The 15849-nt window shown below is 66.1% G+C and carries 15 protein-coding genes; 7 read left to right on the top strand and 8 right to left on the bottom strand.

Going from position 1 to position 15849, the window contains the following annotated elements:
- Positions 1–34 precede the first annotated feature (34 nt).
- A complete protein-coding gene (locus J0I42_RS02620; RefSeq protein WP_291652476.1) occupies positions 35–307 on the bottom strand; it encodes a hypothetical protein in 273 nt (90 codons plus the stop codon).
- Between the two features lie 256 nt (positions 308–563).
- Here J0I42_RS02620 and J0I42_RS02615 point away from each other — a divergent pair, with 256 nt between their 5' ends.
- The 6 genes from J0I42_RS02615 (at position 564) to upp (ending at position 7414) form a co-directional block, all read left to right on the top strand.
- Positions 564–1466: a glycine--tRNA ligase subunit alpha gene (locus tag J0I42_RS02615; protein WP_291652474.1), complete on the top strand. Its 903-nt coding sequence runs from the start codon at positions 564–566 to the stop codon at positions 1464–1466.
- Entirely contained in the window at positions 1466–3643 is a 2178-nt protein-coding gene (gene glyS / locus J0I42_RS02610) for a glycine--tRNA ligase subunit beta (protein ID WP_291652472.1), read from the top strand. The genes J0I42_RS02615 and glyS overlap by 1 nt, the downstream gene beginning before the upstream one ends.
- Before the next feature lie 319 nt (positions 3644–3962).
- A complete protein-coding gene (locus J0I42_RS02605) occupies positions 3963–4124 on the top strand; it encodes a Thivi_2564 family membrane protein (RefSeq protein ID WP_091855869.1) in 162 nt (53 codons plus the stop codon).
- A 103-nt stretch (positions 4125–4227) separates the two neighbouring features.
- Positions 4228–5490, top strand: a complete 1263-nt coding sequence (locus J0I42_RS02600; protein ID WP_291652469.1) for a GTP cyclohydrolase II — start codon at positions 4228–4230, stop codon at positions 5488–5490.
- A 25-nt stretch (positions 5491–5515) separates the two neighbouring features.
- Positions 5516–6733, top strand: coding sequence for a URC4/urg3 family protein (locus J0I42_RS02595; protein ID WP_291652467.1), 1218 nt, complete (start codon positions 5516–5518; stop codon positions 6731–6733).
- Positions 6734–6772: 39 nt separating this feature from the next.
- On the top strand, positions 6773–7414 hold the full coding sequence (upp, locus tag J0I42_RS02590; protein WP_291652465.1) for a uracil phosphoribosyltransferase: 642 nt from the start codon (positions 6773–6775) through the stop codon (positions 7412–7414).
- A gap of 105 nt (positions 7415–7519) precedes the next feature.
- On the opposite strand, the gene J0I42_RS02585 is transcribed toward upp, so the two are convergent.
- The 7 genes from J0I42_RS02585 to J0I42_RS02555 all read right to left on the bottom strand — a co-directional run bounded on the left by J0I42_RS02585 (position 7520) and on the right by J0I42_RS02555 (position 14117).
- Positions 7520–7951, bottom strand: a complete 432-nt coding sequence (locus J0I42_RS02585) for a DUF1236 domain-containing protein (protein WP_291652463.1) — start codon at positions 7949–7951, stop codon at positions 7520–7522.
- 250 nt (positions 7952–8201) lie between these two features.
- On the bottom strand, positions 8202–9176 hold the full coding sequence (locus J0I42_RS02580) for a tripartite tricarboxylate transporter substrate-binding protein (protein ID WP_291652461.1): 975 nt from the start codon (positions 9174–9176) through the stop codon (positions 8202–8204).
- 64 nt (positions 9177–9240) lie between these two features.
- Complete coding sequence (locus tag J0I42_RS02575) at positions 9241–10743, bottom strand: tripartite tricarboxylate transporter permease (protein WP_291652459.1); 1503 nt, start codon at positions 10741–10743, stop codon at positions 9241–9243.
- Between the two features lie 3 nt (positions 10744–10746).
- Entirely contained in the window at positions 10747–11265 is a 519-nt protein-coding gene (locus tag J0I42_RS02570) for a tripartite tricarboxylate transporter TctB family protein (RefSeq protein ID WP_291652457.1), read from the bottom strand.
- On the bottom strand, positions 11265–12248 hold the full coding sequence (locus J0I42_RS02565) for a LysR family transcriptional regulator (RefSeq protein ID WP_291652455.1): 984 nt from the start codon (positions 12246–12248) through the stop codon (positions 11265–11267). The genes J0I42_RS02570 and J0I42_RS02565 overlap by 1 nt, the downstream gene beginning before the upstream one ends.
- Positions 12249–12427: 179 nt before the next feature.
- Positions 12428–13363: a DMT family transporter gene (locus J0I42_RS02560; RefSeq protein ID WP_291652452.1), complete on the bottom strand. Its 936-nt coding sequence runs from the start codon at positions 13361–13363 to the stop codon at positions 12428–12430.
- 91 nt (positions 13364–13454) lie between these two features.
- The gene (locus J0I42_RS02555) at positions 13455–14117 is read right to left on the bottom strand and encodes a glutathione S-transferase family protein (protein ID WP_291652450.1); all 663 of its coding nucleotides are present in this window, start codon (positions 14115–14117) and stop codon (positions 13455–13457) included.
- A gap of 322 nt (positions 14118–14439) precedes the next feature.
- Here J0I42_RS02555 and mgtE point away from each other — a divergent pair, with 322 nt between their 5' ends.
- A complete protein-coding gene (mgtE, locus tag J0I42_RS02550; RefSeq protein ID WP_291652449.1) occupies positions 14440–15807 on the top strand; it encodes a magnesium transporter in 1368 nt (455 codons plus the stop codon).
- Positions 15808–15849 lie beyond the last annotated feature (42 nt).

Genomic DNA, 15849 nt, shown 5'->3' with positions numbered 1-15849 from the left:
GCCGTTCTGTCGTCTTCGAAAATGGGCGTTCGCCTCAGCGGCAGACGCGCACCGTGCGTCTGATCCAGCGATAGCCGTTCCAAACGCGGCGGGACTCGGTCCAGCAGCGCGGACGATAATGCGGGCGGCCCGGGCGGTAATGCGGGCGTCCATGGTGCCAGGCCTGCTGGACGAGGCCGGTCTCGGCGCCCGCGCCATAGGCCGTGCCCGCGGAAATCGGGGCCGCGGAGGCCGGGGCGGTGCTCATGGCGGCACCGAGCAAGGTTGCTGCGCCGAAGGCGGCGGCAATGATGCGGGTTGTCAACATGGGCTTACTCCTTGGTTGTACAGCCGCCGGTCCGTCATCAAATGCTCGCCCCGAACATCGCGCACCGTGCGGTTGCCTTTGTCGATATCAGACCGGTTATGAACGAAAGCTGTCCGCGTCCGGTTCCGGCCCGCGCTTGACCATGACAGGCCCGAACCCTAATCACCGCACCATTCCCTCGTTATCGGAAGGTTGCAGGCACTTGTCCGCCCCCGCGCCACTCTCGCATTCATCCATCCCGGCTTCCTCCCCGGCGATGGACCCGACCCGCTCCTTCCAGGGGCTGCTGCTGACCTTGCAGCGCTTCTGGGCCGAGCGAGGTTGCGTGGTGCTGCAGCCCTACGACATGGAGGTCGGCGCCGGCACCTCCCATCCCGGCACGATGCTGCGCTCGCTTGGGCCAAAACCCTGGCGGGCGGCCTATGTCCAGCCCTCGCGCCGGCCCAAGGACGGCCGCTATGGCGAGAATCCCAACCGGCTGCAGCATTATTACCAGTTCCAGGTCATCCTGAAGCCGAACCCGCCGAACCTGCAGGAGCTCTATCTCCAGTCGCTCGCAGCTATCGGCATCGACATGGCCCTGCACGATATCCGCTTCGTCGAGGATGACTGGGAAAACCCGACGCTGGGTGCCTGGGGCCTCGGCTGGGAATGCTGGTGCGACGGTATGGAAGTCAGCCAGTTCACCTATTTCCAGCAGGTGGCCGGCATCGAATGCGCGCCGGTCTCCGGCGAGCTTACCTACGGTCTCGAACGCCTCGCCTGCTATCTGCAGAATGTCGAGAGCATCATGGAGCTCAATTTCAACGGGCTCGAGGGCGACGAGAAGGTCACCTATCGCGACGTCTTCCTGCAGGCCGAGCAGGAATATTCCCGCTACAATTTCGAGTACGCCGATACCGATGCCCTGTTCCGGCGCTTCGCCGCGGCGGAGGCCGAGTGCCGCGCCCTCCTGCAGAAGGGCGAGGCCGGCGAGCGCCATCTCATGGTGCAGCCCGCCTATGATCAGTGCCTCAAGGCCGGCCATACCTTCAACCTGCTCGATGCGCGCGGCGTGATCTCGGTCACCGAGCGGCAGAGCTACATCCTGCGCGTGCGCGAGCTCGCCAAGGCCTGCGGCGCGGCCTGGCTGAAGACCGCCGGCGGGGGAGCGAACTGATGCCCGATCTTCTGCTTGAACTGTTCTCGGAAGAGATTCCCGCCCGCATGCAGCGCAAGGCGGCTGAAGACCTGAAGAAGCTCGTCACCGATGCGCTGGTCGAGCGCGGCCTCGTCTATGAGGGCGCCAGGGCCTTCGCGACGCCGCGCCGGCTCGCGCTGCACATCGCCGGCCTGCCCGTGCGCGGCCGCGACGTGCGCGAGGAGCGAAAAGGTCCGCGCGTCGGCGCACCCGACGCCGCCGTGCAGGGCTTCCTCAAGGCCGCCGGCCTTTCGTCAATCGATCAGGCAACTATCGTCAGCGATCCCAAGAAGGGCGACTCTTACGTCGCCATCATCGAGAAGCCCGGCCAGGAGACCGCCGCGGCCATCGCGGAGATCGTCCCCGCGGTGATCCGGTCCTTCCCCTGGCCGAAATCGATGCGCTGGGGCAAGGCTTCGGCCGCTGGCGCCAGCTTGCGCTGGGTTCGCCCGCTGCATTCGATCCTCTGCACCTTCGGCGCCGCCGAGACCGAGGACCCGGAAGTGGTGCCCTTCGAGGTCGATGGCATCGTCTCCGGCAACGTGACCCATGGCCACCGCTTCCACGAGCCCGGCCCGATCACAGTGAAGCGTCTGGAGGACTATGTCGCCTCGCTCGAAAAAGCGAAGGTCGTGCTCGACGCTGACCGCCGCAAGGAGATCATCCTCACCGACGCCCGCAACCTCGCCTTCGCGCAGGGGCTCGACTTCGTCGAGGATGAGGGCCTGCTGGAGGAGGTCGCCGGCCTCGTCGAATGGCCGGTCGTGCTGATGGGCTCCTTCGAGGAGCGCTTCCTCGACATTCCCGGCGAAGCGATCCGCGCCACCATCCGCGCCAACCAGAAATGCTTCGTGCTGCGCGATCCCGCGACCGGTAACATCGCCAACCGCTTCATCCTGGTCTCGAACCTCGCCGCCAGCGACGGCGGCGTGGCGATCACCGCCGGCAATGGCCGCGTCGTGCGCGCGCGCCTCTCGGACGCCGCCTATTTCTGGCAGACCGATCGCGGCGCGCTGCCGGACCTCGACACTTTCAAGGACAGCGCGGAGAAGCTCGGGCTCGATCTCGCCAAGCCGCTCGACCAGCGCATGGCCAAGCTCGACAAGCTCGGCGTCGTCTTCCACGCCAAGCTCGGCACGCAAGGTGAGCGCGTTCAGCGCATCGCCGCGCTGGCGCGGGAACTGGCACCGATCGTCGGGGCCGATCCCGAGAAGGCCGAGCGCGCCGCCAGGCTCGCCAAGGCCGACCTGCCGACCGAGATGGTCGGCGAGTTCCCGGAACTGCAGGGCCTGATGGGCCGGAAATATGCCGAGCTTCAGGGCGAGGATGCATCCGTCGCCGCGGCGGTCGAGGAGCATTACAAGCCGCTCGGGCCTTCGGATCGCGTGCCGAACGATCCGGTTTCGGTCGCGGTCGCGCTCGCCGACAAGCTCGACACGCTCGTCGGTTTCTGGGCGATCGATGAGAAGCCGACCGGGAGCAAGGACCCCTATGCGCTGCGTCGCGCGGCGTTGGGCATTTGCCGAATCTGCGATGAAAACAATCTGAACCGTCTTCAGCTCGAACAGATCCTGACGCCCCTATTCGACAAGTGGCCAAATGTGGACGCACCGATTGCAGCGTTCGACCTGATCGACTTCATCCTCGAGCGTCTGAAGGTCATGTTGCGTGATCGCGGAATTGCTCACGACGTAGTCGATGCGGTTGCGCGTCAAGGCATTCGACGCGAGGCGATGATGCCGGGCATGGCCAACGTTAGGGTCATTTCGATCATCGTTAGAACGGCAGATGCGCTCGGCCGCTTCCTCGACACCGAGGACGGCAAGAACCTACTCGCCGGCTACAAGCGCGCCGCCAATATCCTCAAGGTCGAGGAGAAGAAGGATGGGGAGGGTGCTTTCGCCGAGGCTCCGGACCTCCATCTCATCGCCGAGGCCGGCCTGATCGAGGAGAAGGCGCTTGCCGTCGCACTCGCGCAGGCGACACCGAAGGCGCAAGCCTCCGTCGCCGCCGAGGATTACGAGGGCGCCATGGCCGCGCTCGCCGAAATCCGCCCGGCGGTCGATGCCTTCTTCGACAATCGACCGCATCGCCTGCTGAGGCGAGGACAGCGCTGGAAACCCTCTCCCGGAGGGAGAGGGCAGGGTGAGGGGTAGGCCGTTGGTCGCCCTTGCTGTGCCCTCACCGCGGCTGCGGTTGGTTCCGCGCCAGACTGGTCCAGCGGCCTACACCTCACCCCTACCCCTCTCCTGCATCGAAGTCGGCAACAGCTGACTTCGATGCAGGAGAGGGGTATTCTGTTTGCGGCTCCCACACGCTCCCTGAAAACCGCAGCCACCCCCTTTCGCCCCCAAAATCCCACCCCGGAACCTATTCCCGCCCCGCGACGTTCTTTCGCCGGGGCTGACAGGCCGCGAATGCGTCGCGGCTGGGCTCCGGGGGGCCGGCTACCGGCCGAGATAAAGGGCTGCAAGCATGTCCATTCTGATTTCGCTGCTGATCACCGTTCTCGTCATCGGCCTCGTGCTCTATCTCGTGCGCATGCTGCCGCTCGACGGGCAGATCAAGAACGTCGTGCAGATCATCGTGATCGTGATCGGTATCATCTCGCTGCTGCGCTATCTTGCTGTTTTCTAAGGCGATTGACGGCGCCGCCGCGCTGGTTCAGACTTCGTGAGGTCCAGAAGGCCCCGGACGATCCCGTCCCGGGGCCTTCTTCCGTTTTCAGGACGTGACCGCGATGAATGCGCCGAACCGCAACGGCCATATCAGGCTGACCTCCCATCCCGAGCCGGGCAGCGCCGCCGCGCGTTTCCCGATCCGATGGGGCGCACCGACCGCCGCCGAGCGCGGCCCGATCATCGCCTCGACCACCAACCCGGCGGACCGCAACGTCATCGGCGCCCATGGCGGCTCCTATTCGGTCTATCGGGCGCTCGCGATCTCCGCCCGCACGATGAATCCGCAGCAGCGCCCGGACCTGACAAACACCCATCCGACGGCGGAAATCCTGCCGCAGCCGCAATGGGCAGACCCGAAAAGAATCGTCTCGCTCGATCCCTTCGGCCACACCGTCGCGCAGGATTTCGGCAAGCTGATCGGCGAGGGCATCGACATCCGCCCCTCGATCGCGATCACCAAGGCCAGGCTCAACCTGCCCGAGATCCTCGCCGCGATGGGCGCGCATCGCCTCGCCGCGGACGGCCACATCCTGCACGCGTCCGGCGATATCAGCGTCACCAAGATCGCGGTCGATCCGGTCTGGTATCTGCCGGGTATCGCCGAACGCTTCGGCACCACCGAGAGCGACCTGCGTCGCACGCTGTTCGAGCAGACCGGCGGCATGTATCCCGAGCTCGTCACGCGGCCGGACCTCAAGGTCTTCCTGCCGCCGATCGGCTCGATCACGGCTTACGTCATGGGCGACGCCTCGCGGCTCGCCGACCCGAAGACGCGCATCGCCTGCCGCGTCCATGACGAATGCAACGGCTCGGACGTGTTCGGCTCCGACATCTGCACCTGCCGGCCCTATCTCACGCATGGCATCGAGGAATGCGTGAAGGAGGCCCAGAGCGGCGGGGTCGGCCTGATCGTCTACAATCGCAAGGAGGGCAGGGCGCTCGGCGAGGTCACCAAGTTCCTCGTCTACAACGCCCGCAAGCGTCAGGAGGGCGGCGATTCCGCCGCGACCTATTTCGAGCGCACCGAATGCGTCGCCGGCGTGCAGGATGCCCGCTTCCAGCAGCTCATGCCGGATGTGCTGCACTGGCTCGGCGTCACCCATATCGACCGGCTGATGTCGATGTCGAACATGAAATACGACGCCATGGTCGAAAGCGGCATCGCCATCGGCGAGCGCGTCGCGATCCCGCCCGAATTGATCCCGCCCGATGCTTCCGTCGAGATCGAGGCCAAGAAGGCGGCCGGCTACTATGCGCCGGACGGCGCGCCCGGTGACAACGCCCTGAAAACCACCGTCGGCCGCGACCTCGACAAATTCTGATTCCGCCACGCTCACCGAGTAGATGATGTCCGACCGCGATCCCGAGGCCTTCCGCACCCTGTTGAAACCCACGGCCGTGCGCGAGCGCGCGCAGGAGATGCTGGAGCTCGGGCTCGCGGGCAAGCTGCTCCATTTCAGCGTTCACCCGGAGCGGCTCGAAGCCTGCGCCGACTACGTGCTGGAGACGATCCGCGCGAACTATCCGGCGTTCGATATCCCCTTCCACGCGCGTTGGCGTCATTTCGCTGTCGATGGCGAGGATCGCTGGCACAAGCTCGATCAGTCTGCCGGCTTCGCCAACCCCGCGGCGCGGGGGCGCGCTGCCTATGATCTCGCGGTCGTCAGCGTCCTGCTCGATGCCGGCGCCGGGCGGGACTGGCGCTATCGCGATGCCGCGACCGGTCGCGAGATCGGGCGCTCGGAGGGGCTTGCGCTCGCCTCGCTCGACATGTTCGCCGACGGCCTGTTCTCCAGCGACCCCGCTCGACCTTTGCAGGCTGATGCGACCGGTTTGAAGCGGCTCGACGCGGCCGCGCTGGCGCGCGGCTTCCAGGCCGGGCCGGACAATCCTCTCCTGGCGCTCGAAGGCCGCGCTGCTCTGCTCAACCGCCTTGGAGAAGAGCTGGAGCGGCAGGGGCTTTCTCGTCCCGGCGCGCTGTTCGACCGCTTCGCCGCGTCTGCCGATACCGGCTCGCTGCGGGCTCCCCACATGCTCGCCGAGGTGCTCGGCACCTTTGGCGGAATATGGCCCTCGCGATTGACGCTGGCCGGCGTGGCCCTCGGCGACACCTGGCGCCATCCCCTGATCGCGCCGGGTAAGCCGACAGAGGGGCTCGTACCCTTCCACAAGCTCTCGCAATGGCTGACCTATTCGCTGATCGAGCCGCTGGAATGGGCCGGTATCGCCGTGGTCGATATCGACGAGATGACCGGCCTGCCGGAATACCGCAATGGCGGGCTCTTCCTCGACAGCGGCGTCATCGCGCTGAAGGACGAGGCGGACCGGACGAAGGCGCATGAGGTCTCATCGCCGCTCGTCGTGGAGTGGCGGGCGCTGACCGTGGCTCTGCTCGACGAAGTCGCGGCGCTGATCCGCCAGCGGCTTGGCCGCTCGCGCGATGAACTCCCGCTCGCCAAGGTGCTGGAAGGCGGGACCTGGGCGGCCGGGCGCCGGATCGCGCGCGAAAAGCGTGTGGATGGCGGTCCGCCCTTGACCATCGTCAGCGATGGCACGGTATTTTGAGGGTAAGCCAAGTCCGAGAGATAGAGGGATACCCGGCGTATGACTTCGAGCCAGGACGGCGTCACCGTCGTCGACCACCCGCTGGTCCAGCACAAGCTCACGCTGATGCGCGAGAAGGACCGCTCGACCAAGAGCTTCCGCCAGCTCCTGAACGAGATCGGCATGCTGCTCTGCTACGAGGTGACGCGCGACCTGCCGACCGAGATGATCGAGATCGAGACGCCGTTGCAGAAATCGATGCAGCCGGTCATCTCCGGCAAGAAACTGGTCTTCGCTCCGATCCTGCGGGCCGGCGTCGGCTTCCTCGACGGCATGCTGGAGCTAGTCCCGGCTGCACGCGTCGCCCATATCGGACTTTATCGCGATCCCGACACACTGCAGGCCGTCGAGTATTATTTCAAGGCACCGTCCGACATCGCCGACCGCATGATCGTGGTGATGGACCCGATGCTGGCGACCGCGAACTCAGCCGTGGCGGCGGTCGAGCGCCTGAAGGAGCGTGGCGCCAGGGATCTGCGCTTCGTCTGCCTGCTGGCTTCGCCGGAAGGCGTCGCCCGCTTGCGCGGGGCCCATCCCGATGTCCGCATCTGGACGGCTGCGATCGACGAGCGATTGAACGATCACGGTTATATCGTGCCTGGCCTTGGAGATGCCGGGGACCGCATGTTCGGCACACGCTGAACTCTCCCTGACACAAGGCGGCCCGCCCCGTTTCCGGAGCGGGCCTGTCGTGAGAGGCCGGATGGCCCGGGGTTAAACCATCCGCCGTTCGGCTCGTGAGCCGTGTCACTCGATGATCTGCACGACGCGGCGCGTCTGCGGCTCGACGATGACTGTGCGGTCATTCACCACCGTATAGCTGTAATTCGGGGCGTTCGGGCCATATTCCGCCGGCAGACGATGATAGACGACGCCCTGCGCCGGAAGCACCGTGCCGACCGCCACAGGCTCGGCATAGGTATAGGACGGAACACGCTGCTGAACGACATAGGTGCGGAACTTCGGCTCGGCCGCATCGCCGACGATCGCGCCGACTACGGCGCCGCCGACACCGCCGACCACCGCGCCGACCGGCCCACCGACAACCGCGCCGCCGACCGCGCCGGCTGCGGCACCGCTTGTCGCTCCGCCGACCGCCCCGCCCGAGGGCTGGTTCTGGGCGAAAGCGATCGCCGGGGTCACGGTCAGGGCGGCAACAAGTGCAAGCTTCTTCAACATGGTATGTCTCCTTTCGAAGCGAACCTTCGGCGAGGACAACCGCAACGTGCCGGAACGGTTCCCGGATTTCGGGTCACGAGATGTTAACGTTCCGCAATCTGTGGAAGAAACGCATTTGGGATCAGTGATTTGTCAGGTTATGCGGGTCATGGCAGCAGCCGGCCCATGATCCTGCGGGACGCCGCTGGATCCGGAAACGAAAACGGCGGACCCGAGGGCCCGCCGCATGATCGTTCTGTTCAGGCGTCTGTTACTGCTTCGGTGCGGCCGAGAGTGCCGGCGTCAGCTTGTCGGCATCGCGCTTGATCAGAGCGGCGAAGCCGGCAGGCGTGCGCTCCTCGGCGGTCGGCAGCACGGTGCCGAGATCGAGCAGGCGCTTCTTGGTGCCTTCGTCGTTGAGCGCCTTGTTCAGCGCGTCGACCAGCTTGTCCACGGCCTCCTTCGGCATGCCCTTCGGACCTGCGATGCCGTTCCAGGCCTCGATCTGGTAGTCGGGCAGGCCGGCCTCCTTGGTGGTGGGCACGTCGGGCAGCGCGGGCGAGCGTTGGGCCGAGGCGATGGCATAAGCCTTGATCGTGTTGGCGCGGACCTGCTCGGCGACCGAGACGATCTGGTCGCACATGAAGTCGACCTGGCCCGAGACGAGATCGTTCAGTGCGGGGCCGGTACCGCGATAGGCGACGGCATTGATCTTCGGCGTGCCGAGAATGCCCTTCAGCAGGGTGCAGGTGGTCCAGGAAACCGAGCCGAGGCCGGCATGGGCCTCGTTGAATTTGTCCGGGTTGGCCTTCATGGCGGCGACAAAGCCCTTGAGGTCAGGCGCCTCGAGGTTCTTGCGGGCCACGATCAGGATCGGGGTGCCGCCGGCCAGGCCGATGGTCTGCATGCCGTTGATCGGGTCGTATTTCAGGCCGGGATAGGTGGCAGGTGCGGCCGAGAAAGTGCCCAGATGCCCCATCGCGATGGTGTAGCCATCGGGCGCTGCGGTAACCGCGCGGGTGATGCCGGTCGTTCCGCCAGCGCCGGCGACGTTTTCGATGACGATCTGCTGGCCAAGCGTCTTGGACATGTTGTCGGCGACGATGCGGGCGATGATGTCCGTCGGGCCGCCGGCCGCGAACGGCACGATCATCGTGATCGGCTTTGTCGGATAGCCCTGTGCCTGCGCACCGCCGGCGAGAGCCAGCGTGGCGGCTGCGGCAAGGCCGAGAACAAGCTTCTTCATGCGTATTCCTCCCAGAGACGATTGAAGGTGAGACTGGAGGGGCGCCGCCGGGGCGGCAACCCCGTCATTCGGTGAAGACCTCGTCGCGTTTCTTCGAGATCGAGGGCAGAAGCGCGATGACGAGCACCAGGACTGCGACGACGAGCAGGCCAGCCGAGATTGGCCGCTCGACGAAGGTCCAGAACGAGCCACGCGAGATGATCAGCGCCTGCCGCAGCTTTTCCTCCATCAGCTTGCCCAGCACGAAGCCGAGCAGCATGGGCGCCGGCTCGAAGCCGAGCTTGATCAGCAGGTAGCCGAACAGGCCGAACAGCGCCGTGAAGGCGACGTCGAGCGGCTGGTTGTTCACCGAGTAGATGCCGATGCAGCAGAAGATCAGGATCGCCGGGAACATCAGCCGGTAGGGCACCTGCAGCAGCTTCACCCACATGCCGACCAGCGGCAGGTTGATGACCAGCAGCATCAGGTTGCCGATCCACATCGAGGCCACCATGCCCCAGAACAGTTCGGGGTTGCGGGTCATCACCTGCGGGCCGGGGATGATGCCGTGGATCGTCATCGCGCCGACCATCAGCGCCATCACCGCATTCGGCGGGATGCCGAGCGTGAGCAGCGGGATGAACGCGGTCTGTGCGCCGGCATTATTGGCCGATTCCGGCCCGGCCACGCCTTCGATCGCGCCCTTGCCGAACCGCGAAGGGTCCTTGGCGATCTTCTTTTCGACGGTATAGCTGGCGAAGGGGCCGAGCACCGCACCATTGCCCGGCAGGATGCCGAGGATGCCGCCGATGAAGGTTCCGCGCAGCACCGGTGCCGCGGATTGCTTGAGATCCTCCCAGCCGGGCAGGAGCCGGCCGATCTTGCCCTTGACGACGTCGCGCGCCTCCGGGCTTTCGAGATTGCGAAGCACCTCGGCGAAGCCGAACACGCCCATCGCCAGCACCGAGAAGTCGATGCCGTCGGAGAGGGAGGCGACGCCGAAGGTCAGGCGCTCCTGGCCAGTCTCGAGGTCGGTGCCGACGGTCGAGAACAGCAGGCCCAGCATGATCATGCAGAAGGCCTTCAGGATCGAGCCGCGCGCCAGCACCACGGCAAAGCACAGGCCCATTACCATCAGCGAGAAATACTCGGCCGGACCGAAGAGCAGTGCCATCTTGGTCAGCGGCGCGCCGAGCGCGGCGATGATCACGGTCGCGACGCAGCCGGCGAAGAAGGAGCCGATCGCGGCGGTGCCGAGCGCGACGCCGGCACGGCCCTGCTTGGCCATCTGGTGGCCGTCCAGCGTGGTGACGACCGAGGTCGCCTCGCCGGGAATGTTGACCAGGATCGCCGTGGTCGAGCCGCCGTACTGCGCGCCGTAATAGATGCCGGCGAGCATGATCAGCGCGCCGGTCGGGTCGAGGCCGAAGGTGATCGGCAGCAGGATCGAGATCGTCGCGATTGGCCCGACGCCGGGGAGCACGCCGATCAGCGTGCCGACGAGGCAGCCGGCGAAGCAGAGCGCGATGTTCTTGAAGGTGAGCGCGACGCCGAAGCCGAGCGAGAGGTGGGAAAGGGTCTCCATCATCGCTCAGATACCCAGCAGCCAGGGCGCGAGCGGGATCGGCAGGCTCAGCGCATATTTGAACAGCAGGATGCAACCGAGCGACATGGCCACGGCGAAAATCAGCAGCTCCTTGAGCTTGCGGTCATCGGCGGCAAGCCCGGAGAAGAAGATCAGCAATGGGCCTGAGACCAGAAGGCCGAGCGCCGGTACCTGGATCGGACCGAATTCGAAGCCGCGGATGGTCAGCCCGAACAGGCAGGCGCCGCCGAGTGCGAAGAAGATGCCCTTCCACGACCAGCCCTCGAGCTTTTCGCCATTGTAGCGTAGCGAGGCCAGCGCGAGCATGAGGCCGAGCGCGCCGCAGATCACCGCGAAGGCCTTGGGCAGCATGCCGGGCCCGAGCTGACGCAGCGTGCCGGCCGGCAGTTCCCAGGAGAAGACGAAGGCGCCGAGCGCGAGCAGGATCATGAACAGGCCGCCGGCCAGATCCTGCGTTGACCTTACGCGCAGGCCCTGCGCCCGCTCTATCTGGTTCAAACTCATCAAGCTCCTCCGACTGGCGACTCGGTGCGGGCGGTTCGTTTCTGCGGTTTCGGTGCAACGAAGGGCAGGACGTGGCGGTCGTCGAGCAGGGTCACGCTTTCCCTGAGAATCGCGAGAAAATCGTCGCGGGACGACAGCTTCTGCTGCGGGCGCCAGGATACGCCGACAAGCGCGCCCGGCGGCGGCGGATCCAGCATGGCGCCGCGCAGGCGCCGCATGGTCACGCCGGGAAAGGACAGCCGCGAGACCCAGTCCGGAGCCAGCGCCATCCCGAGCCCGGCGGCGACCGCTGACATCATCGCCGGTTTTTCGGTGGCCTCGATGGTGACGTTCGGCACCGCTCCGACGCTCTCGAAATAGGCCATGACCAGATCGTAGGCATAGGGGCGGATACGCTTGGACGGCACGACGAAGGGCTCGCCCACGAGGTCGAGCATGGTCAGATGCTCGCGCGCGGCGAGCGGATGATTCTCGTTCAGCACCACGATGGGGCGCTCGACACGCAGAATTTCGAAGGCGCAGTCTGTCGGCTTGCGTGGCGGGCGGGTCAGCGCGAGGTCGAGCTTGCCGGCTTCGAGCATCTGCACGAGCGCTGCCGTCATCGCCTCGACGAACTTGATCTCGATGCCCGGAAAACCGGCGCGGAACGCCATCAGCGCCTCCGGCACGAAGCTCGACGAGGCCGCATCGATTGCGCCGACGCGCAGGACCTTGCCGGACGCCAGCGAGGCCTCGCGCACCGAGCGCGACGCGTGCTCCATCTTGACGAGAATGCCCTTGGCTTCCTCCAGCATGATCAACCCGGCACGCGTCATCGCGACCTGCCGGGTGGTGCGGGTCAGAAGGGCGACGCCGAGTTCGTCCTCGAGAGCGCTGATCTGGCGCGATAGCGCGGGGGGCGCTACGCCGAGCCGCTCGGCAGCGCGGCCGAAATGCAGCTCTTCTGCCACCGCGATGAAACATCGCAGTTGCCGCACATCCATAAGCCGTCCCCTGTCCCGTGTATCGCTTGCCGCGATATCTCTATTGGTGGCCGTGGCCAATAGCGGTTCCCGCCAAGGTGTCGATCCTATCGAAATTCATAATCTTTTGGCAACAAAGCCTTTCGGCTCAGCGCGGCGGCGTGCGCCGGCCGCACGAGACACAGGATAACGGCGGCGGGTCAGGAGGTTGGCGCGGGGCTTGTCCGGGCCATGTGCACGATGCGGCCATCGATGAGCGCAAGCCCGACGAAGATCGCGGCCATCCCGGCGATATGGCGCGGCAGCAGAGCCTCGCCCAGCAGCCCGGAGCCGAGCACGATCGCACTGACCGGAATCAGGAAGGTGACGAGCATGACGTTGCTCGGGCCAGCCGCGCGCATGATCCGGAAGAACAGGAGATAGGCCAGAGCCGTCGAGATCAGAGCCAGCCCGACAAGGGCGAGCATGGCCTGCCGGGACGGCATCGGCAGCGTCCAGGGCGGATGCATCACGAAGACGATCGGGATCATCATCAGTGTCGAGGCCGAGAGCTGGCCGGTGGCAGCAACCAGCGGCGACACGCCGCGGAAGCGCCGGCCGAGCAGGCCGGAGAAGGCGTAGGAGACCGCTGCCAGGATACAGGCGAGCTGTGCCGCCAGATTGGTGCCCAGGCCGCTGATCGCGTCAGGTCCCATCAGGATGGCGACGCCGAGGAGGCCGGCCAGCACGCCGCCGAGCTTCAGGCCCGTCGCCCTCTCGTCGCCGAAGCAATGCATCACCAGCACGGCGAAGATCGGCGTGGTCGCGTTCAGGATCGATGCGAGCCCGCTCGCGATCTGCTGCTGGCCCCAGAGGAACAGGCTGAACGGGATCAGGTTGTTGAGGATGCCCATTCCGAAGAAGGCGAGCCAGAGCTTGCGCCCGACCGCCATCGACTGCCCGGCGATCCGTACCACCAGGAGCAGTGCCAGAGCTGCGAGGCCGACGCGCACCTGCACCACCGCGAAAGGCGGCCATTCGGCGACGGTCAGCTTGTTGAAGAAGAACGAGCCGCCCCACAGGATCGACAGGACGATCAGCAGGAGCCATTCGAGCGGCCCCATGCGCAGCGCGGGAACGGAGGTCGGCTGGGTCATGGCGGAAGCTCTGCTCGCTGGCTGGGTCATTCCGCGTCAGTAGGTGGCCGGACGAGGTCCGGCCACCCGGTTTCCATGCAGCCTGTCCTGCTCAGGCGGCTTCCGCGTCGCGCGCCTGCCACATCGCCTGGAAGGCCGGGCGCGCATGGCAGGCGTCGAGCCAGGCCTTCACGTGCGGATTGGCATCGAAGAGCTGCGTCGCCGGCTTGGCGTAGCGAATGACTTCCGCGACGTTGATGTCGGCGACGGTGAAGCGGTTGCCCATGACATAGCCGCCATTCTCGGCAATCGTCCTGTCGAGCACTGCGAAGGGGCCGGGCAGGGCGGCGAGCGCGGCCTCGACCAGTTCCGGCTTGCGCTTCTCCGGTGGATAGGCGGCGAGATGGAACTGCAGGTTGAGCGCATGGCTCTCGCATTCGGTCGCGGCCCAGAGCGACCACATGATCGCGAGCCCCTCCTCCTGCGCATCCTTCGGCGCGAGCGGGCCGCCATGCTTGCGGGCGAGATAGAGGTTGATCGCCAGCGATTCGTGCAGCTTGAAGCCGTTGTCGTCGATGCTGGGGATGTGGCCGTTCGGGTTGATCTTGAGGAAGTCCGCACTGCGGGTATGCAGCGGCACGCCTGGCGCGTTCGGGTCGGGCAGGCGATAGGCCTGGATCACCGGCACATGGTTGAAGGGCAGGCCGAGTTCGTTGGCGAGCCAGATGACGCGCGTCGCGCGCGAACGGTAACAGCCATAGATGGTCAGGGACATCGGCGGGATCCAGCGAGAGAGTGCAAACGACGACGAAGCCGGTAGCGGGTACCGGTCCGTCATCGCGACAATAGGCCGGGCCAGTTGCATCAGCCAATGCCAATGATGCGCGGCGCAGAAACCGTTTGACGCGAGCGCTTTAGCCGTGCATTGGCCTTCTGCTCCCGGCCTCTGCGGCCGGTTGCCCACAGGAAACCCCGACCCGATGCCAAGCGACAGTCCCAGCCGACAGTCGAAGCCGTCCGCCGCCGCGCGCGCCTGACCGGGTTACCCGGCTCGCCTGCGGTCCGGCCAAGACGGCCCGATCGCAAGGAATAGAGCTATGAACGATACCGCCGCCACGACGCACCTCCTTGCCGCGACGCTGGCCCAGAGGCTGACGCAGGAACACGTCGCCGACATCGTCGAGACGCTGAACGACCAGGATGACGCGACCATCGCGCATGTTCTGGCCGAATTGCCGTTCGAGCGTGCCGTAGAAGTCCTCGACCAGCCCGAACTCACCACGGCCCCCGCGGTGATGGCGCTGCTGCCGGATCAGCGCGCCGGCGCGCTGCTCTCCGCCATGGCGCCGGACCGGGCGGCCGACGTCTTCCAGAAGCTCGACGAGGATACGCGGGCGCGGCTGAGCGGCCGCCTCGACCGCCAGACCCGCTCCGACCTCAAGAAGCTGCTGGCCTATCCCGAACACAGCGCCGGCTCGATCATGACGACCGAGTTCGTCAGCGTGCCCTCGAACTGGACTGTGCAGCAGGCGCTCGACCATATCCGACGCGTCGAGCGCACGCGTGAAACGGTCTATGCGATCTACGTGCTCGATACCGTGACGCACCGGCTCGTGCGCGCGGTCTCGCTGCGGCGCCTGATCAGCGGGGACCCGGAAGCACCGGTCGAATCGGTCGTCCCAGCGCACAAGCCGATCTGTGTCACCCCCGAGACCGATCGCGAGGAAGTGGCCCGCTTCATCACGAAATACGATCTGCTCGCGGTGCCTGTCGTGGATGCCGAGCAGCAGCTCCTCGGCATCGTCACCTTCGACGACGTCATCGATGCGATGATCGCCGAGACGACCGAGGACGTGCAGAAGCTCGGCGGCATGGAGGCGCTCGATAAGCCTTATAACGAGATCGGTTTCGTCTCGATGATCCGCAAGCGCGCCGGCTGGCTCTCGATCCTGCTGCTCGGCGAGATGCTGACCGCCTCCGTCATGCAGTTCTTCGAGGGCGAGCTTGAGAAGGCGATCGTGCTGACGCTCTTCATTCCGCTGATCATGAGCTCGGGCGGCAACTCCGGTTCGCAGGCGACTTCGCTGATCATCCGGGCGCTGGCGCTGCGCGAGATCGCGCTGAAGGACTGGTGGCGGATCGCCCTGCGCGAGCTGCCGACCGGCATCACGCTCGGCGTGATCCTCGGGGCCATCGGCGTGACGCGTGTCACGCTCTGGCAATGGGCTGGCTTCTATGACTATGGGCCGCACTGGATGCTGGTGGCCGCGACGGTCGGCGGCGCTCTTCTCGGCATCGTCACCTTCGGTTCGCTTGCCGGCTCGATGCTGCCCTTCGCCCTGAAACGGCTCGGCTTCGACCCTGCCAGCGCTTCGGCCCCCTTCGTCGCGACGCTGGTCGATGTCACCGGCCTGGTGATCTATTTCGGCGTCGCAGCCGTGATCCTGAGCGGTACGTTGCTCTGACCAGACGAAAACGCCCGGAGCATCCGCTCGGGGCGTTTTGGT

The sequence above is a fragment of the Allobosea sp. genome (assembly GCF_017308015.1).
Lineage (GTDB): Bacteria > Pseudomonadota > Alphaproteobacteria > Rhizobiales > Beijerinckiaceae > Allobosea.
The sequence above is the reverse complement of the archived record's forward strand: the minus strand, read 5'-3'. Positions and strand labels throughout refer to the sequence as shown.